We start from the raw sequence: 25,102 nt of genomic DNA on the forward strand, positions 1-25,102 counted from the left end.
ACGGCAAGGGAGGGGAGAGTGAGGGAAAAAGCCGATCTGTACTCCACGGACATCTCAACGCTCCGCTGGCAGAAGAGCAGCCTCACCATGGACAATGAGCCTTTTCAGAGCGGCCACCAATCCGGTGACGGCTGCGCTGTCGGTGTGAGGGCATGACGAACGAGGCCCCCCGGCGGTTGAGAGGGATGTCTGAAGTCGCAACTGTTCCGCCAGGGAGCTTCATTGGTCACCTATCCTGCCGCACTGGACCTGCCGCACGCCCTCGTCGAGTGGGTCACCATGCTCAGCGTCACCTGGGAGGGTGACCGCCGGTGCAAGCTCCGGCCCTCGCAACAGGCGATCCTCGCGCTGGTCTATCTGCGCAAGCACGACACCCTCGCGCAGATCGCTGCCCAACACGGACTTGGTGAGCATCCGGCTCTGGATCCCAACCGTCACGCTTCCGCTCTGGCTGGTACTGGCCGTCACGCTGCTGGTCGGCGGCGCCATCGGCTGGCTGGTCGCCCGCTGGCGGGCGAAGGGGGAGCCCCCGTCGTCAGCGACGGAAGTCCGCCCGGTGCTCCTGCAGGAAGGCGTGCAGTGTACGGGGCGGGCGGCCCAAGAGGTCCGCGACCGTGCCGGTGGGACGTTCGGGGCGGGCCTTGGCCAGTTGCTGGATCTCGGTCACGTGGTCGGCGAGCCAGTCGGGCATCCCGGCGTGGCGGACCAGGCTCTCGCGCAGCTCCTGCGCGGGCAGGTCGATGTACCGGACCCGAGTACCGGTCAGCGCGGTCAGGCGGTTTGCGAGTTCGGGGTGGCTAACGGCTTCGGGGCCGGTCAGGGTGTATGTGCCGCCGGCGAGCTCGGCCCTGGTCAGCGCCGCGGCGGCGACGTCGCCGACGTCGCGGCAGTCGACGTAGTTGCAGGGCGCGTCACCCATGGCGCCGAGGAACGCGGACCGGGCCACCGCGGCCGGGGCCAGGCGCAGCAGGTTCTGCATGAAGGCGTAGGGCCGCAGGACCGTGTGGGCGGGGCCGGCGGCGCGCAGGTGCTCCTCGACGGCGTGGTGCCCGCGGGAGACGGCGACGGGCGAGTCGGGTTCGGCGGCCGGGGCGGAGATCTTGACGATGTGGCCGATGCCGGTGGCTGCGGCGATGTCGACGGCCCGGGTTTCGAGTTCGACCTGCGCGGGGCCGTTGGCCATCGCGAGGAAGAGCTGGGTGGCCCCCTCGAAGGCGGCGTGCAGCGACCCGGGGTCGGTGGCGTCGGCGTACCGGACCTCGACGAGCGGGTCGCAGGCGCCGTCGCGTATCTGCTGCGGGGTGCGGGTCAGCGCGCGGGCGGGCACGCCGAGCGTGCGCAGGCTCTGGAGCAGTGCCCTGCCGGTGGCTCCGGTGGCTCCCATGACGGTGATCATTGTGCGTCCTTTCCTCGGGTGTCGGTGGGGTGTCGGTCCAGGTCAGACGCGTCAACGGCCGATGGCGGCCCGCCAGCGCAGGGTGACGATGGTGGTGGCGAGGGCGGCGGAGATCGGCAGGTCCAGGCGGAGCCGGTCCAGCCACTTCCCCGTCGGAACGGCGGTGTGGGCGGGCAGCCAGCCCGCGGCGAACCAGCCCAGCAGGGCGGCCGCGGCGGTCGTTGCGGCGGCCAGCAGCCCCGTCAGCACCGGGCGCGGCAGGGTGGTGGTCCAGCGCCGCGGGCGCCCGCCGTGCCGCAGCCAGGCACCGAGTAGGTACGCCACCACGGCGGAGGTGCCGGCGATGGAGGTGAGCGCCGCCAGGACCAGTCCGCTCTGGCCAGTGGCGAATCCGGCCGCACCGGCCATCAGTGCCGGGGCGGCGTAGGCGGTCAGGACTTCGCGCCACAGCGTGAACGGACGGGCGTCCGCACGGCCGGGGAGAACGGCTTCCTTCGCTGACGTCATGTGGGCTTCTCTCTCGACCGGGGGCGGGGATACGAACTCACCTGGGCTAAGCTAATTAGGCAGCTAACTACTGGGCCGGAAAACAGGCCCCGCCGAGATGCGGAGCCAGGACGGATGCGGGCCGGGCTACTCGCCGGTCAGGGCGGAACTGCCCCGCGCCACGCGCGCGAGCAGATCCAGGAAGACCGCGCGCTCCTCGACACTGAGGCCGCCCACCATCTCCTCCAGCCGCCCGAAGTGCTCGGGCGCCATCTCGCGCAGGCGCTGCGCACCACGGGCGGTGAGCACGACCACCGCGCCGCGCCCGTCCTCGGCGGACGCACGGCGGGCGACCAGACCGTCCCGCTCCAGGCCGTCCACCAGGCCGGTGACCGTGGCCCGGGAGACATCGAGGTCGGCCGCCAGCCGGGACGGGGACTTCTCCCCGCCGCAGTCCTCCAGATCGGCGAGCAATCGGTAACGCCCGGTCGACAGGCCGAACCGGGAGAAGTGCGCCTCGGCCGCCCGGCCGACCCGCGCACCGGCGGAGATCAACCGCACCGCGACCAGTACCGCCTGCGGATCGACGTCGAGACCGTAACGCCCGACCTGCTGCCTGGCCTGCTCCAGCGTGGGCGCCTCGCGATCCATCCCGCCATTCGTCATGCAACTAATATGGCGGCTAACTACCTGAACCGTCAAGGCGCCGCAGTAGGCAGCGGCGGGGCGCCTGTTCAGAGCGGCCACCAATCCGGTGACGGCTGCGCTGCCGGTGTGAGGGCATGACGAACGAGGCCCCCCGGCGGTTGAGAGAGATGTCTGAAGTCGCAACTGTTCCGCCAGGGAGCCCCATTGGTCACCTATCCTGCCGCACTGGACCTGCCGCACGCCCTCGTCGAGTGGGTCACCATGCTCAGCGTCACCTGGGAGAGTGACCGCCGGTGCAAGCTCTAGCCCTCGCAACAGGCGATCCTCGAGCTGGTCTATCTGCGCAAGCACGACACCCTCGTGCAGATCGCTGCCGGCTTCCGGATCAGCCCGGCACCGCCCATGCCTACGTCCACGCGGTCACCGACCTTCTCGCCCGGAAAGCACCCGGCCTGACCCGCGCCCTTCGCGAAGCCGACCCCGAGTGCGTCCTGGTCGACGGCACACTCGCCGAGTGCGATCGCGTCGGCGACGGCCGTGCCGACTACTCGGGAAGCACCGCCGTCACGGAGCGAACCTCCAGGTCATCACCAGTCCGGCAGGAAAACTCCTGTGGGTCTCTCGCGCGCTGCCAGGGCGCACCCACGACCTGACCGCGGCCCGGACCCACCGCATCGTGAAGACCTGCGTCAGACTCCGCGTTCCCGCCCTGGCCGACCTGGCCTACACCGGCGCCGGCGGAACGTTCGCCGTCCCCGTCAGACGCAAGCTGGCAAGGACCTCACCGCTGGCCAGAGGTCGCTGAACCGCGCCCACGCCCGGTTCCGGTACCCCGTCGAACGAGGAGTGGCGACACTCAAGCGATGGCGAACCTTCCGCCACGCCCGCTGCAGCCCGATCTGGCTTACCAGCTGCCAAAGCTGTCCTCAGACCGCGGTCGAAGCGCCCGGCCGGCCGGGTCGGCGTGCGGCGGTCGGCGCGGCTGTGGGTGGGTGAAACCGTCCGGCACTTCCGCCCGGACGGCTGCCCGGTTCCCGCTCAGCTCTTGCGTTCGCCCAGGACGCAGAATTCGTTGCCCTCCGGGTCGAGGAGGGTCACCCAATGCTGATGGTCCTGCGCGGTGTCGGCGCGCCGGGCGCCGAGGGAGAGGAGCCGGGTGACCTCGGCTTCCTGGTCGTCGGGGCGGAAGTCGGGGTGGAGCCGGTTCTTCGACGCCTTGCCCTCGGGGACGGGTACGAAGAGCAGCCCCGGCATCCGGTCCGGCTCGGGCCGGATCTCGATGATCTCGTCGGACTCGTCGACCACTACCCAGCCGAGAGCCTCGGCCCACCAGCGCCCGAGGACGATGGGGTCGGTGGAGTCGACGATGATCTGTTCCCATTCCAGTGCCATGGGCGCGAGCATAAACAGGGGCGGCCGGCTGCCAGGGCTGGGGGACTGCCGGTGACCGCCGGTCCGGTGTGCGGGTCGTGTCCCGCGGAGCGGTGAGTAGTGCGATGGGGTACCGGCACGTCGCGAGAAGTGATCGCTGCTGCACCGGTTCGGCCGCGATCACCTCGACGTCGTGGACCCGCCTGTCGTCGGCGCCGATTCCGATCGCCGAACGCTTCGGCGCGCCCGTCGGACTGCGCGAGGCCGGACTCGTCCGTCACCCGGGCCGGCCTGTCCGGCGATCCGCCCCCGACGTCTCGCCGAGGCCGGAGCACCGCGCCGGTGGGCTGCGGCGGTGACTTGAGGATTCCGTCATCGGTGCGGCATGGGTACGCCTGCGGAACGGAGTCTGGCCTCGGTGAGCGCGGTCAGCCGGGCCGCGATCGGTGCCTGGTCCTCGCGGTGGTTGTTGATCAGCTTGTACTGGGCCGAAGCCTTGGACCATGCCTGACGGCTGGCGTGGTCCCCCAGCAGCGCGGGGTTGGCGAGGTAGCGGTCGGCCATGGCGGTCGCGAGTTCTTCGATCCGCGCGTCGTCCGGTTCCCAGGTCTCGGCTTCCTGGCCGAGCTTGGTCAGGGCGACGTACTCGGGGTCGTCCAGCCCGTGTTCGAGCTGGGTCAGGAAGCCGTCGAAGCCCTCCGGCACCAGCGCCCGGGCCAGGACCAGGGCCTCGCGTTGCGCGGCCACGTAGTCGGGGCCGAAGCCGAGGCCGGGCATCCGGTCCAGGATCGCGCAGGCGCGGTCGGGCAGCAGGGCCCGGTCGCCGTCGGCGAGCCGGCGCAGGGTGTCGCGGCGGGCGGCCAGCTCGTCGATGCGTTCGGTGAGCTGCCGCTCGACGTCGGCGAGCGCGGCGCCGAACCCCACGGCGTCGGCGTCGAGCATGGGCCCGATGTCGGCCAGCGGCACACCCGCGGCGGCCAACGTCCGTACCTGCACCAGCCGCAGCAGCTCGCCGGATCCGTACCGCCGATAGCCGGAGCCGTCACGTTCCGGCTCCTCGACCAGGCCGAGCTTGTGGTAGTGCCGCACCGTCTTCACCGTGACGCCGACGAACGCCGCCGCCTGCCCGATCGTGACTCCGTGTCTCATCGGCCCAGCTTGCCGCAGAACACCTCGTCGACGAAACGCTGCTGGGCGGTGCCGAATGCCGGCGCTATCGACAGGTCGGCGTCGTCCACCCAGGTCAGCCCGGCGGTCAGGGTCTTGCCGCCGTCGCGGGAGCTGTACATGAGCGCCGCCGAGCCCATGGTGGCGCCGTTGTGGTGGAAGACGGTGCCGTCCTCCGTTTCCTGTGCGAACACCCCCAGGCCGTAGCCGACGGTCGCCTCCGGCGTGCGCATCTCGGCCAGCAGCCCGGCCGGCAGCAGCCTGCCGGCCATCAGCGCGGAGAAGTACGTGTGCAGGTCCCGGGTGGTCGAGATCATGTCACCGCCGGCCCCGACCCAGGACGGGTTCTGCCGGGTGACGTCGACCGTCCGCTCCTGCCCGGCGTCCTCGTAGCGGTAGTACCCGTGGTTGTGCGGCTCGGGGATCTCCGGCGAGGCGCCCGGCGCCACGGTGTCGGTCATTCCCAGCGGTCCCAGGATCAGCCGCCGCAACTCCTCGGCGAACGAACGGCCGGTGACCTTCTCGACGACCAGCCGGGCCAGCACGTAGTTGGTGTTCGCGTAGCTCCAGCCCGTACCCGGCGCGAACCGTGCCGGCTTGGACAATGCGAGCCGTACCAGCTCTTCGGGCAGGTAGGTCTTGAACCGGTTGTCCACCCACTTCTTGCCCTGCCAGGGGACCCCCAGCACGATCGTCCCGTCCTCGTAGAGCTCACCGGTGTGATTGAAGATGCCGCTGGTGTGCTGGAGCAGCATCCGCACAGTGATCCGCCGGTCGAGACCGAACTCGGGCAGGTAGTCGTCGGCCGGGGAATCCAGGCCGATCCTGCCCTCGGCCACCAGCAGGAGCACCGAGGTGGCGACGAAGTTCTTGGTGCTGCTGCCGATGCGGAAGTGCCCGTTCGTCAGCGGCTCGGCGCTCCGCCCCAGCTCACGCACACCGGCGCTGCCGACCCACTCGCCCTGCTCGTCGTTCACCCGGAGCTGGACCCCGAGGAAACCGGACTCCGCCAGCTCCTCGATCGCCTTCTGCAACTCCGGACGGTCCTGCCCCTGAACGGAAAGGCTGGTGGACATGTCGCTCCTTCACATCGCTGGTGCCCGGCTCGGCGCCGTGCCGCTGCGATGAGCCTCCACCCTGCCCCGAGGTCAACCTCAACTGTGTGCCGGCCCACACGTGCGCCGCCGGCTGCCGGCAGGGGGGGCGGCGCGTGGCCGCCGGTGTCACCGGGGGAACGGGCGGTGCTCCGGTTCCGGCCCCGCGCCCTCTCATCGGAGTGGGGGCGCGAGGCCGTCATCGACTGGCTCGCTCACACGACGTTGATGGTCGTGGACGGTGACGTGCGGCCGCCGATGGAGAATTCCGCGCTGGTGGGGCCCAAGGGGGAGTCGTCGGACGCGCTCACGCCCACCCAGAGGACCGACAGCGAACCGGCGTCGGGGATCGTCAGGTCGACGTCGGAGAAGGTCAGCGTCCGCCCGTCGCCGGAGAGGACGCCCGGGTATACGAGGCTGGTGTCCGCGACCGGATCCCAGACGGTCAACTGGTGGTCGGGGGCGGCCGCTGTCCCGAAGCGGAGGCCGACCGGAAGGGACACGGTGACGCTCTGCGGAGGGATGTCGTGGGTCCCCTTGTTGCGTACCTCCACACCGGGATAAACCACTGGCCCGCCGCGTTGCGCGGTCGCGGGGGTGGCGCCCGGGGACACGGTGAAGCCGGGCTTGACGACGATCGGTGTGGAGGGGGAAGGCTCGCCTCCCACGGTGAAAGTGAGGTCGGTGGAGCCGAGTGGGGCGTCGTGGCCGGCGCTCACGGCGACCCACATCGTCGTCGACCCGGGCAGTTCCAGGTCCACGTCCGTGAAGACGAGCGTCCTGCCATCGGCCAGGAGGGTTCCCGTGTAAGGGGTCAGCTGCCCGGCGGTGTTCTGAACGGTGAGCTGCTGGTCGGGGAGCGTCCGCGTGCCGTAGAAAAGGTCGCGTCCGGTGGGCAGGGCCACGGTGACGGGTACCGTTTTGAACGCCACATCGGATTCAACCCGTACCCCGGGTATCCGGTGTCCCCGCCCTGGAGCAGTTCCACGTCGGGTGGGCCACCGGGCGCCACCGTGAACTCGTTCCATTGCAGCACCACTTGTCCGGCGTTGCCCGCATCGCCGACGGGCGACTGGTACAGGGGGTCGGCCTTGCCCGCGGCGTTTTGCCCCGAGCCCCCGTACGTCACGCCTCCCGCCACACCCGGCCCGGAGGCGAAACCGGAACCCCCGCCCCCGCCACCGCCACCACCGCCCTTGGTACTTCCGCCTCCGCCGCCCCCGGCGTAGCCGGCGCCTCCGCCCCCGCCACGGCCCCAGGCGCCTCCGCCTCCGCCACCGCCGAGGCCCGGGACCGGAACCACACCGCCCTGCCCGTCGTAGCCATTGCCGCCGGCGGCACCGAGGTTTCCGCCTGTGCCGCCGTCGAGACCGGTGCCTCCGATCCCGCCGGTTCCTCCTGTCGCTTGGTTTCCGCCGTGTCCTCCGTTCGAGAAGGACCCGCCGCCTGCGTGGCCCCAGAACCCGGACGGGCCACCGCCTGCCCCGCCGGAGCCACTTGAGTTGCAGCCGCTTCCACCGCCGCCCGCGACGAGGAGTGGCTAGGCCAGCCGGGCGCTCCACAGGCCGCTCAGCCCTCCGCCGGCCGCTCCCAAGTTGTTGTGCCCGCCACCGCCGAAGCTGGTGCTGCCCACCACTACCGTCAGGACTTCCCCCGGAACCACAGCCACGTCGCCTGCCGCGTACCCTCCTCCACCCCCAGGCGAAGACTTGGTAGAGCCACCGCTGCCCCACAAGCGGGCATTGATCGCGGTGACTCCGGCGGGCACGGTGAAATACTGGAGGGCATTGTTGGCTTCGAACCGCATGCATCGCTGATATCCGGGTGTGGGCGTGCATGTTTTCTGCGCACTCTGGGGCACGGCGTACCGCCCTTTCGCTTCCGGTCGGCAGGATCGGCCGGAGTTCGCGCATGGCTCCGCCGCGCGGTCGGCAGCGAGTCAGCGGCGGATGATTCGACTCCGGCCCGTGACCATTGAGCCCGGAAACGCGCACACAGAGCTAGTAGTTGAGGGCTGAAACCACCTTTATGTGCCCTGCTGAGGCATCGCAAGAACGAATGGGTCGCAGGTGCTCGCGCCCGCGCCGCTCGGATCCGGTGCGTGAACCGGGACGTGCGGGAGCGAGGCCTGCTGAGGTATGCGACGTGGCGGGGTTAATGAGCGCCGAATAGGCCCTGATGGAGGGCGAGTTCGTCGAGCAGTCCGGCGAGCTCCGTGGGGGCCTCCAGGTGCGCCATGTGGCCCTGGCCGGGAAGCACGTGCACGTCGGCGTCGGGGACGCGCTTCCGCACGTCGTCGAAGGCCGTCCCGTAGGGGGCCGTTCCGTGGTTGTGCTCGCCGACTATCAGGTCGGTCCGAGCCGTCCGCCGTCCCCATGCGTCCGGTGGGAGCTCGGTGTTCAGCGCGGCGAGTTCGGCGTATGCCGGTTCGCTCAGGCGGCGCAGGGTCGCCCAGGTCTCGCGGTCCGCCCGCAGGGACTCGATGCGCGCCGTGTCGAGGCCGGCGATCCGACGGTTGACCGTCTCGGCGACGGCGTCCCAGTCCGCCGCCTCTGTGGCGGTCTTCAGTTCCGGCAGGAGGTGGCTGCCGAACGGCCGTATCACGGGCTCGTAGGCGATCACCTGCGGCAGCGGGCGTTCTCCGGCGGCCACCAGGGCGATCAGGCCGCCGTAGCTCCAGCCGAACAGTGCGCGCGTGCGCGGGAATTCGTCGAGGACCGCGCCGAGGTCCTCGGTCTCCGTCCGCAGTGAGTAGGAGTCGGTCAGCGGGCCCGAAGGGGTGCGGCCGCGGCGGTTGACGACCGTCACCGACGGCCAGGCGCCGACGGCGGATGCGACGTGGCGCCACGCGTGCGCGTCGCTGAACGCGCCCGGGACGACGACGAGGCCCGGGGCGTACGGCTCGCCGTACACGTCGACCGTCACCCAACTCGCTCCGCCGCCGACCGGCAGGTTTTTCTGGATCGTTTGCTCCATAAGTCGATTATGGAGCAAACGATCTACAATGCAAGGGTGTCTTCAGCGACCCGTGGCCGACCACGATCCTTCGACCGTGACCTCGCGATCCTGGAAGCCGCCCGCCTCTTCTGGCGCTGCGGCTACTCCGGGACGTCCACCCGCGCCCTCACCGCGGCGCTCGGTCTCTCCACCTCCAGCCTCTACGCGGCGTTCGGCAGCAAGGCCGGGCTGTTCGAGGAGGCGGTGCGGACGTACGCCGAGCGGTACCGGGAGATCTACCGGCGGGCCGTCGAGGAACGGGACCTCCGGGTCGTCGTCGAACGCGTCCTCGTCGACTCCGTCCACGAGTTCACCCAGCCCGAAGACGCCCACCCGGGCTGCCTGCTCAGCAGCGCGGCGATGACCGACAGTACGAGCACCCTCGACACCAGCGCCTACTACACCGAGCTGCACGCCTGGAACGAACAGGCCCTTCGCGTGCGCGTCGAGCAGGCCGTCCGGGACGGTGAGATCGCCGCCGCGACCGACGCGGCGGCCCTCGCCGGCCTCGTCCAGTCCGTCGTGCACGGCCTGTCGGTGCGCGCCCGCCTCGGTGCGGACCGCGAGGATCTGCTGGCCACGGCGGGGCTGGCCCGGAAGGTGATCTGCGCGCCGCTCGCATCGCTCGGGCGCTGATGCGCGGGGGGCGACGACGTCACGCCGAGCCGTTGTCGCACCAAGTCGGGCGTCGCATCGAGCCGGTGCCACCCAAGCTCGTCGCCCCAAGCCCGATGCCACATCAAGCCGATGCCGCACCACATCCGACGCCACCTCCTCAAGCCGGTGTCACGTCAAGCCGCCGTAAACGCCGACCGGCGTCATCTCACGTGGCCGTCCTTCCAACTCGCCGTCACACCAAGCGATGCCCGCCGTCGACATGCAGCACCGTCCCGGTGACGAACCCGTTGCGCAGCACCGACAGGAACGCCTGGGCGATGTCGTCGGTCGTACCGATCCGCCGGGCCGGGAGGCGTTCCGCCAGGTCGGCGAAGGCGGTCCGCTTGTCCATGCCGAGCTGATCCCATACGGGTGTGTCGACCCAGCCGGGCGACACCACGTTCACCCGCACAGGGGCCAGTTCCACCGCGAGGCCGGACGCGAGTGAGGCGAGCGCGCCGTTGGCCGCGGCCACGATCGTGTTTGAACCGTTGGGCCGGTAGGCGTTGATGCCCGATGTGTAGGTGAGGGAGCCGGTGACCCGCCCGGCCGCGTACTTGCCGACGAGCCAGGCGCCGAGCAGCTTGACGTCGAGGACGTTGCGGGCGGCCGAGGCGGTGATGTCGGCGCTCCGGCCGTACGCCCCCGTCACGTCCGCCGCCGTGACCACCACGTGCTCCACGGGCCCCACCCGGTCGAAGAGTTCGGCCACGTCGTCCTCCCTTCCGATGTCAGCCCGTACCGTGCGGATCCGCCCGGCGGCGGCCGGTTCGAGTGTGGCGCGGGCCGCCGCGAGCCGGTCGGCGGACCGGCCGGCGATGGTCACGTCCAGGTGCTCGGCGAGCAGGGTGCGGGCGAGGGCCAGGCCCATTCCGGAGCCGCCTCCGATGATCAGTGCGTCAGTCATGGCCCCGAGCCTGCGCCGCCGTCCGGGGCGCGGGAAGGCCGGGCGGATCCCGGGGACCGGACCCTGGGTGCCGGGTGCCGGTCTCCCGGCCCTGGGTGTCGGATCCTGGGCGTCGGGTTCTGGGCTCCTGGCCCTGGGTGTCGGATCCTGGGTGCCGGGTTCCGGACTCCTGGCCCTGGGTGCCGGATCCTGGGTGTGACACGGCCACCCGGAAGATCGCCCTCCGGTGGCAGACTCGGCGGGATGAACGCGATGGGGGAATTCCTGCGGATCCGGCGCGGGCGGATCGGCCCGGCCGACGTCGGCTTGCCCACCGGCCCGGGCGCCCGGCGCGCCCCCGGCCTGCGCCGGGAGGAACTGGCCGCCCTGGCCGGGGTGAGCGCCGACTACTACGCCCGTATCGAACAGGGCAGGGAGACGGCGCCCAGCGACGCCGTCCTGGACGCGCTCGCCCGGGTGCTGCGGCTCACCGACGACGAGCACGCCCACCTGTTCGCCCTCGCCGACCGGGCCGCCGGACGGTCGCCGCGCCGCCGGCCCGCCGCCGAGCGATCGGTCGGTCACGGGCTGCGGCTCCTGCTGGAATCGGTGCGGCCGAGCCCGGCGTACGTACTGGACGAGACCAACGACGTACTGGCCGCCAACCCGGAGGGGTACGCCCTGATGCCCGGCCTCGACGACCGGCCGCCGGGCCGGCGGAACACCGTCCGGTACACGTTCCTGCACCCGGCCGCGCGCACGCTCTTCGCCGACTGGCCGCGGGTGGCCCGCAACTGCGTCGCCCACCTGCGTACCGTCGAGCCGTCCGCCCCGGCGGCCACCGCCGCCCTGGTCGCCGAACTCGCCTCCGCCGACGCGGAGTTCGCCGCCCTGTGGGACCGGCACGAAGTGCTGGTCAAACGCGGTGGCGTCACGGACTTCGACCATCCGGTGATCGGCCGTGTCACCCTCGCCAACGAGGTCCTCACCACCGCCCACCCGGGCCATCGCCTCCTCCTCTACCAGGCCGCCCCGGGCACACCCGAACGCGACGCGCTGGTCCTGCTGGCCATGGCGGTGGAGGGGTCGAAAGGGGCGGAAGGGGCGAAAGGGTTGGAAGGATCGGAAGGGATGGAGGGGGCGGAGGGGACGGCCACGCGCCGGGCGGACGGCCGCGCGTAAGACGCGCCGGGCCGGGGCAGCGCCTGGAATGCTCGGAGGGAGACGACGAGGAGCGTGTGTCCGGATGAGCCATGACAGCGTGAGCCATGACAGCGTGAGCGCCACCCTGACCGTCGCCGCGCCCGCCGCGACGGTGTTCGCCGTCCTGGCCGACCCGACGGCGCACGCCGCGATCGACGGCACCGGCTGGGTGCGGGAAGCGGTCGACCGGGGGCCGCTGACCGAGGTGGGGCAGGTCTTCCGGATGGACATGTACCACCCCGACCACCCGGACGGCGGCTACCGCGTGGTCAACAAGGTCCATGTGTACGATCCGCCGCGCGCCATCGGCTGGCTGACCGGGCAGGACGAGGGCGGTGGGCGGCTGGAGTTCGGCGGGTGGTTCTGGCGGTACGACCTGGTGCCGTCGGAGCCGTCCTCGACCGGGGTCACGCTCACCTACGACTGGTCGGCGGTGCCCCGGTCCATCCGGGAGTACCTGCGTTTCCCGCCGTTCGGCCCGGAGCACCTTCCCGCATCGCTGCGGCACCTGGCCGGGATCCTCGGCGGCGAACGGCCCGGGTCCGGGCCCGCCTAGGGTCCGTTGTGGAAGTGCTGGTCACAGCCGTTCGTTGAGGACTGCGACCGGCACGTCAGCCGAAGCAAGGCCCGGTGGGCGGCGGCAGACGAGGGGCGGCGGGGCGTGTTCCCCGCCGCCGTCTCGTCGGGTGGGGCTAGCCGGCCGCCGCGGCCGGTGTCCGGGGAGCCCGGATCAGGGCGGAGAGCGGGTTGCCCTGCTTCTTGGTGGCCGCCGGCGGGGCCGCGCCGCTGCCTTTCATCCCGGGTCGCGATGCGATCACGCAGTTGGATTTGCCGGATTCGGCGTCGCCGTTGACGGCGGTGACACAGAATTCGTAGTTCCAGACGCCGGGGACCAGGTAGGCGATGCCCCGGCTGGTCTCGTTGGTGACGTACTCGTCGGCCTTGGACGGGCTGCCGTCGTTGACGTTGCGGACCCAGACGCGGTAGCCGGCGGCCTGGGCGGACCCGGACCAGGTCAACTGCACGGTGGTGGCGTCGGTGGAGGTGACCGCCAAGCCGCTGGGGGCCGGTGGTGTCCCGGCGCCGACGGTGACGGAACGGGCGACGCCCGGCATTCCGCCCCCGGCCGCGTTCCACGTGGCCACCGCGACGAGGTAGTGGTGGCCCGGCTTCAACCCGTCGACGTGCGCCGAATTCCCCTTGATGCCGACGCTGTTGACGAACGCTCCGGGGGTGTCCCTGTCCCAGGTGATGACCTCGTACCGGTCGATCGTGTCGGTGTTCGGGCCGGTCGACGCGTCCCAGGACACGTCCACGCCGGTGGCGGTGGCGTGGGTGACGATCCCCTTGGGCGCCGCGGCGGTCTTCGGATGCGCGGTGGCGGTGAACGTCTCGGACCACCCGGACTTCCCGTCGCCGGCGTTGTCGGTGCGGACCTGGTATTCCCACTCCCAGCCGTCGAGGGTCCAGGTGGTGTCGAAGCGGGCCGCTCTGACCGGCGTCTCGGTCCAGGTGCCGGATCCCTTGATCCGGTGCCGGACGGTGTAACCGCGGGCGCCGTAGACCGGTTTCCATTCCAGGGTGATTCCGCTCGGTCCGGAGTCGATCCAGATCGTGCCCGGCGCGAGCGTCGGCCGGTCCGGGATGTGCGCGGGGATGTCGATGAGCTCGCTGCCGAGACCGTAGCTGTTGTGCAGGGTGCGCACGAATGCCTGGGCGATCTGGTACTCGCCTATGGCGTTGGGGTGCAGCCCGTCGTAGCCGACGGGACAGCTGCTCCTGTCGCAGCTGTAGTTGCCGGCCCAGTCGACCAGGGCGACGGGGGACTTGTCGGTGCTCCACTTCGGGATGGCGTCCGCGAGCATACCGTTGTACTTCGTGGTGTTGACGGGCAGGTCGTCCCGGCCGCCGATGAACGTCCGCTGCGGAACGTTGGCCAGGGCGAACTTGAGGTCCGGCTTGACGGCGCGGGCCCGGTCGACCAGCGCCCGCATGCTGTCCAAAGTGCCTTCCGGGCCACTGACGAACCAGCCCATGTCGTTGAACCCGAGCCCCACCAGCAGCAGGTCGGGCTGGTACTTCGCCACCTGTTCGGCGATCAGTTTCTGGTCCTGCGCGGCCTGCCGGCCCCAGACCGCGAAGTGGTCGGTGTCGAAGTCCGGCGCGACCCCTGCGGCGTACCCGCCCGAGGTGACGGGAGCGCTCTCAGCCGGTTGCGCGGCCTGCCCCTGCAGTGGCGGCACGGGAGGGGACTTGGGGGACTCCTGCGGCCGAGTTCCCTCGTACGGGCCGACGAAATCGACGTCGATGCGCTCCTTCTTGAACCATTCCCACAGGCGGTAGCGCCAGGTCCAGTCACCTTCGTAGCCCTGAGACATCGAATCGCCCACCACCATGACCTTCAGCGGCACCTTGGACTGGCCGACACCGCGGGAAAGCCTCTGCAGGGTCTCGAACAGCTTCGGCCCCATACCGTGGAGGCTGTCGGCCATGAATCCGAGGACATTGCCCATGTTCCCCAGCTTCGTCGCGAAGCCGCGCAAGCTCGTCTGGGCATCCGCTATCAGGGAGGAGGTGCCCGCGGCAGCCCATTTCAGCAACTGACCGCCGAGACCGCCGCCGACGGCGCCCCACATCGCGACGGCCAGCGCCTCCTTCCACACCTCGGCGTCGCCCAGCGAACGGTCGTCGTAGTAGGCGTTCATCAGCTCACCGACGAGTGAGCCCATCGCCCCGCTGACCGCTCCGCATATCGGGCCCGCCGCCGGAGCCCCCACGTTGAACACGAGCAGGCACACGGCTCCGGAGACGATGGTGACGCCGAGGGCGACACCACTGGCTATCCACTTCTGCCAGTAGTTCGCCGTGGTGCCGACCTTGTCCTTGGCGACCACGAACACGAGGCTGTCCCCGACGGAGACCACGCGCCCGTCGAGATCGGCGGTGCTGCTCCAGTCCTTCGGGGGTAGATCCCCACGCTGTGCTGCTGGAGCCGCTTGGCCACCGACTCGCCCACGGTCATGCCCGCGTCCTGGTCGGCACGTATCGAGCCGGCCCAGCTCGACTTGACCTGGTCCAACTGATCCTGACGCTCGGGGGAAACGTGGAAATCGAGGGCGATGATCAAGTCGTCATCGCTCTTCCCCAACGTCCCGAGCGTCCCGGCGTCACGGGCGCAGCCCATACGGAGCGACACGGGCGCGTTCTGCTCGACGGTGAAGGACGTGGCGTGCGCGCCGCACGCCACACCAGGTCCCTTGGTGGGTCCCTGCGCCATGGCGGGTCCCGCGGACCCGACCATCAGCAACGCCATCGTCACGGCGAACGTGACGAGGAAATCGCCGCGCAGGCGTCTGTGCCGTCCGCGCCCGCCGGGACGTGTTCTCACTGTTCCTAAACCGCGCATGCCGCCCATCACTCCTCGACTCACTCGCTCGACGGCGAAGAATCCCCGGACGGACGTGAAGTCACCTGGCCGGGGCGGTGTTTCGGGCACTCCGCCCGTCTGAGGGGTGAAGAGCACCAATCGGGCGATCATGACGTACCCGCAGAGTGCCTACAAGGGGTGAATAGCCAGCTTGTCCTTCAGTTTGTCATTCATCCGGTTCGACGCGGTTTCCTGCCGACTCTTGGTGAGCGGGACTGCTGTCCGTGGTGAGCGGGACGACTGAACGCCCCGCCGGTGGTGAATACTCCGCCCACGCCGTGCCGGGCGGCCGGGCGCGGCAATTCTTCGAGCCCGGCGGCCTGCCTTGACCGGTCCGGGCAGGCCGCCGGGCCGTTATCCGCCTGCTGAGTCGGCCCGTCAGACGACCTTCTTCTCCTCGGTGACCATCACGGCCACCGAGTTTATGTCGATGAAGCGTGCCTCATCGGGGTTGACCAGCGTCCGGTAGTTGTCGGAGGCGAAGAAGGCGTCGTGGTCCTCCCAGTCGTCGAACCAGATCTCCGTCAGGCCGTCGTAGGCCCGGGGCGGGTAGCTCGCGGCGGGGACCGGGTGGGACACGGTGTACCCGCGCACGTAGCGCTCCGCCTCCGGGATGGAGGTGAACGGGGCGCGTGCCGGTCCCGATGGTGCTCGACGAAGCGCTCGTACGACATGCCCTCGGCGCGGTTGATCATGAAGATGAGCTTCAGCATGGAGTTAACCTAGGAGCTCACATCAATGTCAGGGGCAAGTGAGCCGGCGGAATCGAGGGGTTCGGCATGCGGATCGGTGAACTGTCCGCCCGGACGGGAGCCAGCCGCCGGTCGCTGCGCTACTACGAGGAGCAGGGCCTGCTCGTCAGCTCCCGCTCGCCCAGCGGACAGCGCCACTACGGGGACGAGCACGTTCAGCGGGTGCGCCTCGTGCAGGCGTTCCTGGCGGCGGGCATGTCCAGCGGAACCATCGCCGAGATGGTGCCCTGTATGTCCGAGCCGAACGAGGACAGGGCGCGGCAGGCGCTGGAAATCATGGGCCGCGAACGGGCCCGGCTGACCGAGGCCATGGACGGCCTCGCCGCCGCGAGGGCCGCGCTGGACCGCCTCATCAAGGACAACCACGCGTACCTGGCACGGTCGGCGGACGGCCATCCGTGAAGTCGAGCAACGATCGTCGCCCTCAAGGGCTTTCGGGCCGTGGCTACCCGCTTTGACGGGCGCGCGTACGTCTTTCACGGCACCGTGACCGTGGCCGCCGTGTGTCTGTGGCTCCGCTCGTGCCTCGCCGGAGGGTTCCTAGAGCTTGTCGACGGTCTGGCTGCCCACGGTCAGCGCGTTCTCACCCGTGTTGTTCACGACGCTCAGGGTGTCCTCGACGAGGTTGTTCGCGGTGGCCACCACTCCGCCCGGCGCGCCGGTGCCATCGTCGGCCGCGTGGCACGGGGCCGCCAGGGCGCCCAGGAGCACGGTCGTTCCGAGGGCGGTAAGGACGGTACGGCGCATGTGATCCCTTTCCAGGCAGGGTAGTTGGGGCAGTTCTCCGCAGTGCTGCCCCGCCGGTCGCGGGGCCATGCGGAGCATCACCCGAACGGGGACCGGGCTGGCCGAACCCCGTGCCGGAACCGTGTGGGCACCCCGCTCTGCCCCGGGCCCGGCCGCCCGACCGTCGCCGCCGGGGCGAGCCGGCCCGCCACCGCCGTGAACTGGGACGTGGGGGGGCTTCCGCCCCGGCCCGACTGCTTGGGCATCGACGAGAAGCTCACCCTCTACGCCGCGGAGTGGGGGAGGCCGCCGACAGCTGAGGGAATTTCCTTGCCATAGGGGAACGGGGAAGCAGGGAAGCAGTCCATGGATTTTCTTGATCCATCACCCCTGAAGGGTAAAGTGATTTCCAAAGATCATTCCCGGGGGAGAGTCATCCGACCTCTTCTTTTCCCTTTCGTTGATCACTCGGTTCCCCGGAGCCCGACGCGTGTCCGCACTCCCCTCCGTCGGCGCCGTACGCCGGGCCCCACGCGCCCCTGACGGGCCGGAGCGGGCGAGGAGTTGGCCGGTTCTCGCCCCTGTCGCGTGTCCGGTTCGATGGCGAACGTGCTGCTCGCGGTCGACTCGCGCAACGAATTAATGATCCTTTTCCGGTTGCCGGAATCGCGTATGCGGAAAATCCGCCAAAGTCAAAGTAGGGTCATGGACCGTGGTGAAACCACGGGGTACGCTGATGCGCGCCGGGCTGACGGGATTCCTGAACTGCGGGGGGCTTAGGTGGCATCCGAGTTACGGGTCAGTATTATCGGTATCGGTTCCCGGGGTTGCGGCATTCTGGAGCGGATCGTCACCCTGGTCCGGAATTCCGGTGCGCTGCCGAGACCGCTGCGGGTGGACGTCATCGACCCCGCGCCCCGGGCCAGGGGCTGCACGCCACCGACCAGCCGGACTACCTCCTCCTCAACACCCTCTGCGGCGAGATATCCATGTTCCCCGGGCCCGAGTCCGTCGGGGAGCACACCGGCGAGGACGGTCCCGGGCTCCTCGCCTGGGTCACGGAACGCGGGCTGCGGCTGGGCGAGGACGGCCGGACGGTCGGGCGGAGCGGGCGTGCCATCGCGCCGGACGACTTCCTGCCCCGGCGGGTCCTCGGCGAGTACCTCCAGTGGTTCTTCGAGCGGATCCGCGGGCGCGTTCCCGAGGGGATGACCCTGCGGGTCCACCGGGCGGCCGCCGTGGACCTGGAGTCCGACCCGGCGTCCGGCGTGCGGATCACCCTGGCCGACGGCACGGTGCTCGGCGCGGACTACGCCTTCCTCACCCTCGGCCACGTGGGCACCCGGCGTGAGCCCGCCGCCCGGGAGATCGCCGACCCGTACCCGTTGCCGGAGCGGGTCGCGGTCGTGGAGCCGGGGCAGACGGTGGCCGTCGGCGGATTCGGGCTCTCCGCGATGGACGTGGTCGCGGCGCTGACCGTCGGCCGCGGTGGGCGCTTCACACGGGACGGGAGCACCGTCCGCTACCTGCCCGGCGGTGACGAGCCCCGGGTACTGCTCTACTCCCGGTCCGGGATGCCGTTCCGGGTCCGGCCCGAACGCGCCAGGCTCGACAACCCGTTCCGGCCCCTCGCCCTCACCCGGGACGCCGTGGCGTCGCTCCGGGCGTCCGGCCCGCTGGACTTCGACGCGCAGCTCATGCCGCTCCTGCTGAGCGAGATGCGCATCGCCCACCACCGGTGCCGCGCGCTCGTGGACGACGGGCCCGCCGCCGAGGAGCGGACGGCGAGGGAACTCGCCGGCGCCGCCCGCGACGGCACGCTCGCGGCCACGCTCGACCGGCTGGACGCGGCGCACGGCCGCTTCGACCCCCTGGCCCTGTGGGACCCGTCGCCCGGCATGGACCTGCGGGACAGCGCGTCCTACCGGCGGTGGCTGACCGCGGCGGTGCGCGACGACCTCGCCGAGGCGGCGAAGGGCGTGACCGGCAGCCCGGTCAAGGCGGCCCTGGAAGCCGTCCGCGAGGTCCGTGACATCCTCCGCGACGCCGTCAACTTCCGTGGCCTGAACGGCCCGTCGCTCGACGCCTTCATGGGGCGCACGGTGCCGCTGATGAACCGGGCGGTGGTCGGCCCCCAGAAGGAACGGTACGCCGAACTCCTCGCGCTGGCCGACGCCGGCATCGTCCGTTTCCCCTTCGGGCCCGCCCCGCGCGTCACCGCGGAGGACGAGGGCGGCGTCCGCCGCTGGAGCATCGCCTCCACCCGGCTGGCGGTCCCGCACCGCGAACACGCGGACTGGCTGTGCGCCGGCAACGCCCCCTGGCCCGGGCTGTCCTCCTCGGCGAGTCCGCTGGTGCGCTCGCTGCTCGGGCGCGGCCTGCTCACCCCCACCTGCCCGGCGGCCACCACGTGGGCGCCGCCGACGTGGACGCGTCCCTCCACCCCGTCGGAGCCGACGGGACGAGCGACCGGCGGCTCTGGCTGATCGGCCCGCTCTGCGAAGGCGCCACGTTCTACAACCACCTGATCCCGACGCCGGGATACTCCCGGGCCTTCGTCGACGCCCACCGCTGCGTGACGGAGATGTTCGAGCACCACGCCCGGGAACGCCGAGCGGAGCCGGCCGCACGGCCGGTGCCGAAGGAGACGTCCTGCCTGTGACGCCCTGCTTGTGACGCCCTGCCTGTGACCCCTTGCCCGTGCGTCCCGCCCGTGACGCCCCGCTGGTGACGTCCTGTCCGTGACGCCCTGCTTGTGAAGCCCGCCCGTGACGCCCCGCCCGTGACGCCCCGCCTGTGAAGCTGGAGAAGCCCGTGACATCGGTGAACCCTGTGAAGCCCATGACGAACGAAGAAGCGGACACCGCACCGGACGAAGTGGCCAAGGGCCAGTGGAACGACGCCTACCGGCTCGACGGACACGCCAACCTCTGGGGCGACCCGCCCGTCCCGTACGTGGTGAACGCCGCCAAGCTCTTCGCCGACCACTCCGCCTTCGTCGTCCTCGACCTGCCCTGCGGGGACGGCCGCAACCTCCCGCCGCTGGCCCAGGCCGCCACCGTCGTGCTCGGCGGCGACACCTCGCGCAACGCCATGGACATCGCCCGCACGGTGGTGGCCAAGGCCAAGGCCGACAACGTGGTCTTCCACGAGACCGACGTCTTCGCCACCGGGCTGCCCGACGACTCCCTCGACGGGATCTTCTGCTGGGACCTCCTCGGCCACCTCACCGAGCCGGAGAAGGCGCTCCGGGAGCTGTACCGGGTCTGCCGCCCCGGCGGCCACATCGTCGCCAACATGTGGACGATGGAGGACTGCCAGGTCGCCGACCCCGGCATGGTGAAGACCGGCCCCAAGGAGTACCTGGACCACGCCGGCTTCTACTGCAAGTTCTACGACCGCCCCGACCTGGACGCCTACCTCGCCGCCTGCGGACTGGCCGACGAGGTGCGCGACGTCGAACTCCTCCGCTGGACGGAGCCCCCGCACGCCGGGTACCGGCCCTACTTCCACGAGCACGAGAGCCTCGCCTTCACCCTCCGCAAGAAGGGCCGGTAGACCGTTGGCCGCGCCGCTGAGCGGAAGGATCTCCTCCGGCCCCCACGCGCTGCTCCACGAGGAGGTGCTCGCCCCGCAGTTCGCCTTCGAGGCGGAGTACCTCCTGCCGTGGTACGCGGCGATCGAGAAGGTCCTCGCCGTCGAGTACCGCCGGATGGGGCTGGTCACCGCCGACCAGGCCCGGCGGATCGGCGAGGCGCTGCACGGCATCACCCCCGCCGCGCTCACCGCCGACCCCGAGCACAACATGTCGGACATCGCGTTCGCGATCGAGCGTCATGTGGAGTCCCGCCTGGACTCCCCGGTCCCCGCCTGGCACGTCGACCGCAGCCGCAACGACCTCCAGGCCTGCGCCCAGCTCATGTACGCGCGCCGCCAACTGGAGTTGACGGGACGGGCGCTGCTCGACTTCGGCCGGACCGTGCACCGCACCGCGTCCCGGCACGCCGCCACTCCGATGCCCGGCTACACCCACGGCCAGGCGGCGCAGATCATCACCGTCGGCTACTACCTCGCGGCGCTCTCCGACGAGGTGACCGACGCCGTCCACCGCCTGCTGGCCACCTACGACGACATCGACCGGTGCCCCTGGGTGCCGGGGCGATGGCCGGGCAGGAACTGGAGTGGGACCGCGACGCCGCCGCCCGGCTGCTCGGCTTCCCCCGGCCGCGCGCGCACGCGCTCACGGCGGTGGCCTCACGCGGCTGGGCCCTGAAGATCACCGGCGAGCTGTCGCTGTTCGGCACGGTGCTCAGCCGGTTCACCACCGACCTGATCACCTGGGGCGGCAGCGAGTACGGCTTCATCGACCTGCCCGACGCCTACGCGGGCATCTCGTCGGCGATGCCGCAGAAGAAGAACTTCCCGCTGCTGGAACGGATCCGCGGCCGGACCGCCCACCTGACGGCGTTCCACCTCGACGCCCTGGCCGGACAGCGCAACACCGCCTACGCGAACTCCGTCGAGGTCTCCAAGGAGGCGGGCACCCATGTGCTGTCCGCGTTCCTGGCCGCGCGCTCCACCCTGGCGCTGGCCGGCGCCGTCCTGGAGAACGTGGAGTTCCGCACCGACCGGATGGCCGCCGCCTGCGCCCGCGAGTTCTTCGGCGGCTTCACCCTCGCCAACCGGCTGACCCTGGACGAGGGCCTCCCGTGGCGGACGGCCCAAGTGATCGCCGGCGCCTACGTCCTGGCCGCCCTGGAAGAGGGTGCGGCCCCCCAGGACGTCCGCCCCGACCTGTTGCGCCGTGCCGCCGAGCGGCACGGCCACCCGCTCACGGCACCCGAGAAGGCGCTCGCCGGCGCCTTCGACGTCGAGGGCGGCGTCCAGCGGAAACTCTCCGCGGGCTCGACCCGGCCCTCTGAGGTCCGCGCGCTGCTCGCCGCGCAGGCCGAGCGCATGGACGAGGCCGCGGCGGCCTGGGAGGCGCGCGGCAGGCGGGTGCGCGAGGCCCTCGCGGAGACGGACCACCTGCTGGGCATCGGTTGAACAGCGGGCAGACGCACGGGAGGGCACGGCTGTGGCCGAGGACACCGGATTCGGAGCCGCCAACGGAACCTTCGGGGAACTCCTCCAGGGAATGCTGCCGGACGCCCGGCACTTCCTGGTGACCTTCCCCCTCGACCTCTGGTCCACCGCCACCTTCCGGCTGACCGACGGGGACACCGTGACGGTGTCCCCGGCCGGGAAGTCGAAGTCGCGGCTGCTGGCCACCCGGATGCTCCGCGCCCACGGCCACTCCGGCGGGGGCGTGCTGCGGCTGGACGGCGGTCCGCCCGAGGGCAAGGGCCTCGCCAGTTCCTCGGCGGACCTGGTCGCCACCGCCCGCGCCGTGGCGGACGCCCTGGACGTCCCGCTGGACGAGGAGGCGACAGAAACGTTTCTGCGCGACATCGAACCGTCCGACGGCGTCATGTACGCCGGCATCGTCAGCTACTACCACCGCGAAGTGCGGCTCAAGGAGCGGCTGGGCACCCTGCCGCCGCTGACCATCGTGGCCCACGACACCGGAGGCATGGTGGACACCGTCCGCTACAACCACGCCGCCCGCGCGCCCGGCCACCGCGCCCGCCGCGAGTACGCCACCCTGCTCGGCACCCTCTCCGACGCCGTCCGCGGCGGCGACCTCGCCGCGGTGGGACGAGTCGCCACCCGCAGCGCCGAACTCCACCTGGGCCAGGACCCGGACCTCCGCTTCACCCGGATGCGCGCCGTCTGCCGGGAGGTCGGCGGACTCGGCCTGGTGATCGCGCACAGCGGTACCTACCTCGGGATCCTGCTCGGCGAACACCGCGACGACGACCCGGAACGGATCGAGCGGGTCCGCGCCCGGTGCGCCGACCTGCCCGGCGCCGTCTCCGTCTTCCGCTCACTGGGCGCGGACGCCTGCGCCGACTCCCCTTCCGCCATCCACCACGCAGGCCCCGTCGGAGGCGACTATGCTCTTTGAAAGCGTCACAGCGGCGATAGGACACACTCCGCTGGTCCGTGTCCCCCTCGGGGCGGCGGACGGCGTGGAGGTGCATCTCAAGCTGGAATTCCAGAACTTGTACGGAATGAAGGACCGCGTGGCCCGCAACATCATCACGGAGGCGCGCAGACGCGGCACCCTCGCCGAGGGCGCCCCCATCATCGAGAGCTCCTCCGGCACCATGGCGCTCGGAGTCGCCCTGGTCGGCACCTCGTTGGGACACCACGTCCACATCGTCACCGACCCCCGCATCGACCGCGTCACCCTGGCCAAACTCCGCGCGCTCGGCTGCGACGTGCACATCGTGCCGGCCATGACCTCCGGCGGCTGGCAGAGCGCCCGCCTGGAACTCCTGCACCGACTGCGGGCCGAACTCCCCGGCGCCTTCTGGCCCGACCAGTACGAGAACCCCGACAACCCCGCCGCGTACCGGACGCTCGCCGCCGAACTGACCGCGGACCTCGGCGCCTTCGACATCCTCGTCGGCTCGGTGGGCAGCGGCGGCTCCCTCTGCGGCACGGCCCGCGCCCTCAAGGAGACCCTGCCCAACCTGACCGTCATCGGCGTGGACAGCGTCGGCAGCGTCCTCTTCGGCCAGCCCGACCGCCCCGGACGCCGGCAGAGCGGACTGGGCAACAGCCTCCTGCCGGGCAACCTCGACCGCCGTGTCATCGACGAGGTGCACTGGCTCAACGACCGCGAGGCCCTCGCCGCCACCCGTGAACTCGCCCGCGAACAGCAGCTCTTCGCCGGCAACACCTCCGGGTCCGTGTACCAGATCGTCAAGCACGTCGCCGCCGCGGCCCGCCCGGGCACCCGCATCGTGGGCATCCTCCCGGACCGCGGCGACCGCTACGTCGACACCATCTACGACGACGACTACTGGGCCGCCCAGGAACTCGACGCGCTGCCCCGCTCGTCCGCGCCCGTCACCATCGCGCCGCGCGCCGGAGACGTCGCCGAGAGCTGGTCGCGCGCCGCCGACATCGAGCGGTCGGAGGACGGGCAGCGCCTGCTCTTCGTCGAGTCCAACACCACCGGGACCGGCATGCTCGCCCTCGACCTCACCCGGGAGTTCGGGCTGCGCCCCGTCCTGCTCACCCACGACCCCGACCGCTACCGGGGCTGGCGGAGACCGGCGCCGAGATCGTCACCTGCGACACCAACACCGAGGCGGAGCTGCGACGGGCGATCCTGGGCGCGTACCGCCGTGAGCAGATCGCCGGCATTACCACCACCAGCGACTTCTACCTCTCCACCACCGCCCGGCTCGCCGCCTGGCTGGGACTGCCCGGCAGCCCGGTCGAGGCCGTGGAGCGCTGCCGCGACAAGTCCCGCACCCGGGAGTGCCTGGCCGGATCGGGCGTCCGACAGCCCCGGTTCGCCGTCGTGACGGCCGGCGAGGACGACGCGGAGACGGACGCCCGCACCGCCGCCGCGGTGGCCCGCACCGGCCTGCCCTGCGTCGTCAAGCCCGTCGACGACAGCGGCTCCCACCACGTCATGCTCTGCGCCACCTCCGAGGAGGCCGCCGCCCAGGTCCGGCTGGTCCTGGCCGAGGAGACGAACGTCCGGGGCCAGCGCACGGCCGGCGCCGCGCTGGTCGAAGAGCACCTGACCGGGCCCGAGTTCAGCGTCGAGACGGTCAACCACCGCGGCCGGACGCACGTCCTCGGCATCGTGGAGAAACACCTCACCGCGGCGCCGTACTTCGTCGAGCACCGCCACGTCTTCCCCGCCCCGCTGTCCGCCGGCACCGCGGACCGGATCGTCGACACGGTCCGGCGCTCGCTGGACGCCGTCGGCCTCAGCGACGGTGCCGCGCACACCGAGGTCCGGCTCACCCCCGACGGGCCCGCCGTGATCGAGATCAACGGCCGCCCGGCCGGCGGCATGATCCCCGAACTCGTCCGTCTGACGACCGGAGTTCGGATGCAGGAACAGCAGTTGCGGATCGCGCTGGGCCGCGCGCCGCTGCCGATGCCGGCCCCTGGCGGCTTCGCGGCCATCCAGTTCCTCCTCGCCGGCCGGACCGGGACCCTCTCCCGGGTGGACGGCGTGGAGGCGGCGCGGGCCGTCGAGGGCGTCCGGCAGGTGACGGTGACGGCCGTTCCGGGGCAGCTAGTGCAACCCGCGCGCGACGCATATCATCGGCTCGGCTACGTGATCGCCTGCGGCGGGTCCGCCGAGGAGGCCACCGTCGCCTGCGCCAAGGCGCACGCGGAACTGAACGTCATGATCGAGGAACCCTCGTGACAGGCGGG

The 25,102-nt window shown here is 71.2% G+C and carries 22 protein-coding genes and 5 pseudogenes; 15 read left to right on the forward strand and 12 right to left on the reverse strand.

Features of this window, described 5'->3' with window-relative positions; translation table 11 throughout:
* Positions 1-222: 222 nt before the first annotated feature.
* Positions 223-420, forward strand: a pseudogene (locus ACQEVS_RS29285) (transposase family protein); the annotation flags it as partial.
* A pseudogene (locus ACQEVS_RS29290) lies at positions 407-457 on the forward strand (DUF1049 domain-containing protein); the annotation flags it as partial. The pseudogenes ACQEVS_RS29285 and ACQEVS_RS29290, both read left to right, overlap by 14 nt.
* Positions 458-535: 78 nt before the next feature.
* Here the strand turns inward: ACQEVS_RS29290 and ACQEVS_RS29295 are convergent.
* The 3 genes from ACQEVS_RS29295 to ACQEVS_RS29305 form a co-directional block, all read right to left on the reverse strand.
* Positions 536-1,396 carry an NmrA family NAD(P)-binding protein gene (locus ACQEVS_RS29295; RefSeq protein WP_433025402.1) on the reverse strand — a complete coding sequence of 287 codons (861 nt, stop codon included), beginning with the start codon at positions 1,394-1,396 and terminating at the stop codon, positions 536-538.
* Between the two features lie 51 nt (positions 1,397-1,447).
* On the reverse strand, positions 1,448-1,903 hold the full coding sequence (locus tag ACQEVS_RS29300) for a hypothetical protein (protein WP_433025406.1): 456 nt from the start codon (positions 1,901-1,903) through the stop codon (positions 1,448-1,450).
* Positions 1,904-2,029: 126 nt separating this feature from the next.
* On the reverse strand, positions 2,030-2,548 hold the full coding sequence (locus ACQEVS_RS29305) for a MarR family winged helix-turn-helix transcriptional regulator (RefSeq protein WP_433025409.1): 519 nt from the start codon (positions 2,546-2,548) through the stop codon (positions 2,030-2,032).
* Between the two features lie 186 nt (positions 2,549-2,734).
* Between ACQEVS_RS29305 and ACQEVS_RS29310 the strand changes: the two are divergent.
* Positions 2,735-3,439, forward strand: a pseudogene (locus ACQEVS_RS29310) (transposase family protein); the annotation flags it as partial.
* A gap of 129 nt (positions 3,440-3,568) precedes the next feature.
* Here the strand turns inward: ACQEVS_RS29310 and ACQEVS_RS29315 are convergent.
* From ACQEVS_RS29315 to ACQEVS_RS29335, 5 genes are all read right to left on the reverse strand, one after another.
* Entirely contained in the window at positions 3,569-3,922 is a 354-nt protein-coding gene (locus ACQEVS_RS29315) for a VOC family protein (RefSeq protein WP_433025412.1), read from the reverse strand.
* Between the two features lie 351 nt (positions 3,923-4,273).
* Positions 4,274-5,050, reverse strand: coding sequence for a MerR family transcriptional regulator (locus ACQEVS_RS29320; protein WP_433025415.1), 777 nt, complete (start codon positions 5,048-5,050; stop codon positions 4,274-4,276).
* Positions 5,047-6,144, reverse strand: coding sequence for a serine hydrolase domain-containing protein (locus tag ACQEVS_RS29325; protein WP_433025418.1), 1,098 nt, complete (start codon positions 6,142-6,144; stop codon positions 5,047-5,049). Before ACQEVS_RS29325 ends, ACQEVS_RS29320 begins: the two co-directional genes overlap by 4 nt.
* Positions 6,145-6,377: 233 nt before the next feature.
* Positions 6,378-7,067: a hypothetical protein gene (locus tag ACQEVS_RS29330; RefSeq protein ID WP_433025421.1), complete on the reverse strand. Its 690-nt coding sequence runs from the start codon at positions 7,065-7,067 to the stop codon at positions 6,378-6,380.
* A gap of 1,249 nt (positions 7,068-8,316) precedes the next feature.
* Complete coding sequence (locus ACQEVS_RS29335) at positions 8,317-9,138, reverse strand: alpha/beta fold hydrolase (protein ID WP_433025424.1); 822 nt, start codon at positions 9,136-9,138, stop codon at positions 8,317-8,319.
* 36 nt (positions 9,139-9,174) lie between these two features.
* Between ACQEVS_RS29335 and ACQEVS_RS29340 the strand changes: the two genes are divergently transcribed.
* On the forward strand, positions 9,175-9,795 hold the full coding sequence (locus ACQEVS_RS29340) for a TetR/AcrR family transcriptional regulator (protein ID WP_433025427.1): 621 nt from the start codon (positions 9,175-9,177) through the stop codon (positions 9,793-9,795).
* Between the two features lie 214 nt (positions 9,796-10,009).
* On the opposite strand, the gene ACQEVS_RS29345 is transcribed toward ACQEVS_RS29340, so the two are convergent.
* Positions 10,010-10,723, reverse strand: a complete 714-nt coding sequence (locus ACQEVS_RS29345; RefSeq protein ID WP_433025430.1) for an SDR family oxidoreductase — start codon at positions 10,721-10,723, stop codon at positions 10,010-10,012.
* A 243-nt stretch (positions 10,724-10,966) separates the two neighbouring features.
* On the opposite strand from ACQEVS_RS29345, the gene ACQEVS_RS29350 reads away from it, so the two are divergent.
* On the forward strand, positions 10,967-11,884 hold the full coding sequence (locus ACQEVS_RS29350; RefSeq protein WP_433025433.1) for a helix-turn-helix domain-containing protein: 918 nt from the start codon (positions 10,967-10,969) through the stop codon (positions 11,882-11,884).
* Between the two features lie 64 nt (positions 11,885-11,948).
* Positions 11,949-12,461, forward strand: a complete 513-nt coding sequence (locus ACQEVS_RS29355; protein ID WP_433025436.1) for an SRPBCC family protein — start codon at positions 11,949-11,951, stop codon at positions 12,459-12,461.
* Positions 12,462-12,597: 136 nt separating this feature from the next.
* Here the strand turns inward: ACQEVS_RS29355 and ACQEVS_RS29360 are convergent, their stop codons facing one another.
* Both ACQEVS_RS29360 and ACQEVS_RS29365 read right to left on the reverse strand, forming a co-directional pair.
* Positions 12,598-14,829, reverse strand: coding sequence for a fibronectin type III domain-containing protein (locus tag ACQEVS_RS29360; protein ID WP_433025439.1), 2,232 nt, complete (start codon positions 14,827-14,829; stop codon positions 12,598-12,600).
* 881 nt (positions 14,830-15,710) lie between these two features.
* A complete protein-coding gene (locus ACQEVS_RS29365) occupies positions 15,711-15,926 on the reverse strand; it encodes an EthD domain-containing protein (RefSeq protein WP_433025442.1) in 216 nt (71 codons plus the stop codon).
* Between the two features lie 185 nt (positions 15,927-16,111).
* Here ACQEVS_RS29365 and ACQEVS_RS29370 point away from each other — a divergent pair, with 185 nt between their 5' ends.
* Positions 16,112-16,486, forward strand: coding sequence for a MerR family transcriptional regulator (locus ACQEVS_RS29370; RefSeq protein WP_433025445.1), 375 nt, complete (start codon positions 16,112-16,114; stop codon positions 16,484-16,486).
* A 9-nt stretch (positions 16,487-16,495) separates the two neighbouring features.
* A pseudogene (locus ACQEVS_RS29375) lies at positions 16,496-16,603 on the forward strand (IS5/IS1182 family transposase); the annotation flags it as partial.
* 21 nt (positions 16,604-16,624) lie between these two features.
* Here ACQEVS_RS29375 and ACQEVS_RS29380 read toward each other — a convergent pair.
* Positions 16,625-16,831: a hypothetical protein gene (locus ACQEVS_RS29380; protein WP_433025448.1), complete on the reverse strand. Its 207-nt coding sequence runs from the start codon at positions 16,829-16,831 to the stop codon at positions 16,625-16,627.
* A gap of 806 nt (positions 16,832-17,637) precedes the next feature.
* Here ACQEVS_RS29380 and ACQEVS_RS29385 point away from each other — a divergent pair.
* The 7 genes and pseudogenes from ACQEVS_RS29385 (at position 17,638) to ACQEVS_RS29415 (ending at position 25,094) form a co-directional block, all read left to right on the forward strand.
* Positions 17,638-19,296 (forward strand): FAD/NAD(P)-binding protein, encoded by a 1,659-nt coding sequence (locus tag ACQEVS_RS29385; protein WP_433025451.1) that lies wholly within the window; start codon positions 17,638-17,640, stop codon positions 19,294-19,296.
* Complete coding sequence (locus ACQEVS_RS29390) at positions 19,236-19,472, forward strand: hypothetical protein (RefSeq protein WP_433025454.1); 237 nt, start codon at positions 19,236-19,238, stop codon at positions 19,470-19,472. The genes ACQEVS_RS29385 and ACQEVS_RS29390 overlap by 61 nt, the downstream gene beginning before the upstream one ends.
* Positions 19,473-19,651: 179 nt before the next feature.
* Positions 19,652-20,368 (forward strand): methyltransferase domain-containing protein, encoded by a 717-nt coding sequence (locus ACQEVS_RS29395; protein ID WP_433025457.1) that lies wholly within the window; start codon positions 19,652-19,654, stop codon positions 20,366-20,368.
* Positions 20,369-20,729: 361 nt separating this feature from the next.
* Positions 20,730-21,856 (forward strand): annotated as a pseudogene (locus ACQEVS_RS29400) (lyase family protein).
* 31 nt (positions 21,857-21,887) lie between these two features.
* Positions 21,888-22,817: a kinase gene (locus ACQEVS_RS29405; protein WP_433025460.1), complete on the forward strand. Its 930-nt coding sequence runs from the start codon at positions 21,888-21,890 to the stop codon at positions 22,815-22,817.
* The gene (locus tag ACQEVS_RS29410) at positions 22,807-24,231 is read left to right on the forward strand and encodes a pyridoxal-phosphate dependent enzyme (RefSeq protein WP_433025463.1); all 1,425 of its coding nucleotides are present in this window, start codon (positions 22,807-22,809) and stop codon (positions 24,229-24,231) included. The genes ACQEVS_RS29405 and ACQEVS_RS29410 overlap by 11 nt, the downstream gene beginning before the upstream one ends.
* On the forward strand, positions 24,150-25,094 hold the full coding sequence (locus tag ACQEVS_RS29415) for an ATP-grasp domain-containing protein (RefSeq protein WP_433025466.1): 945 nt from the start codon (positions 24,150-24,152) through the stop codon (positions 25,092-25,094). The genes ACQEVS_RS29410 and ACQEVS_RS29415 overlap by 82 nt, the downstream gene beginning before the upstream one ends.
* Positions 25,095-25,102 lie beyond the last annotated feature (8 nt).

Source organism: Streptomyces sp. CA-181903 (genome assembly GCF_050937075.1).
Taxonomy (GTDB): Bacteria; Actinomycetota; Actinomycetes; order Streptomycetales; family Streptomycetaceae; genus Streptomyces.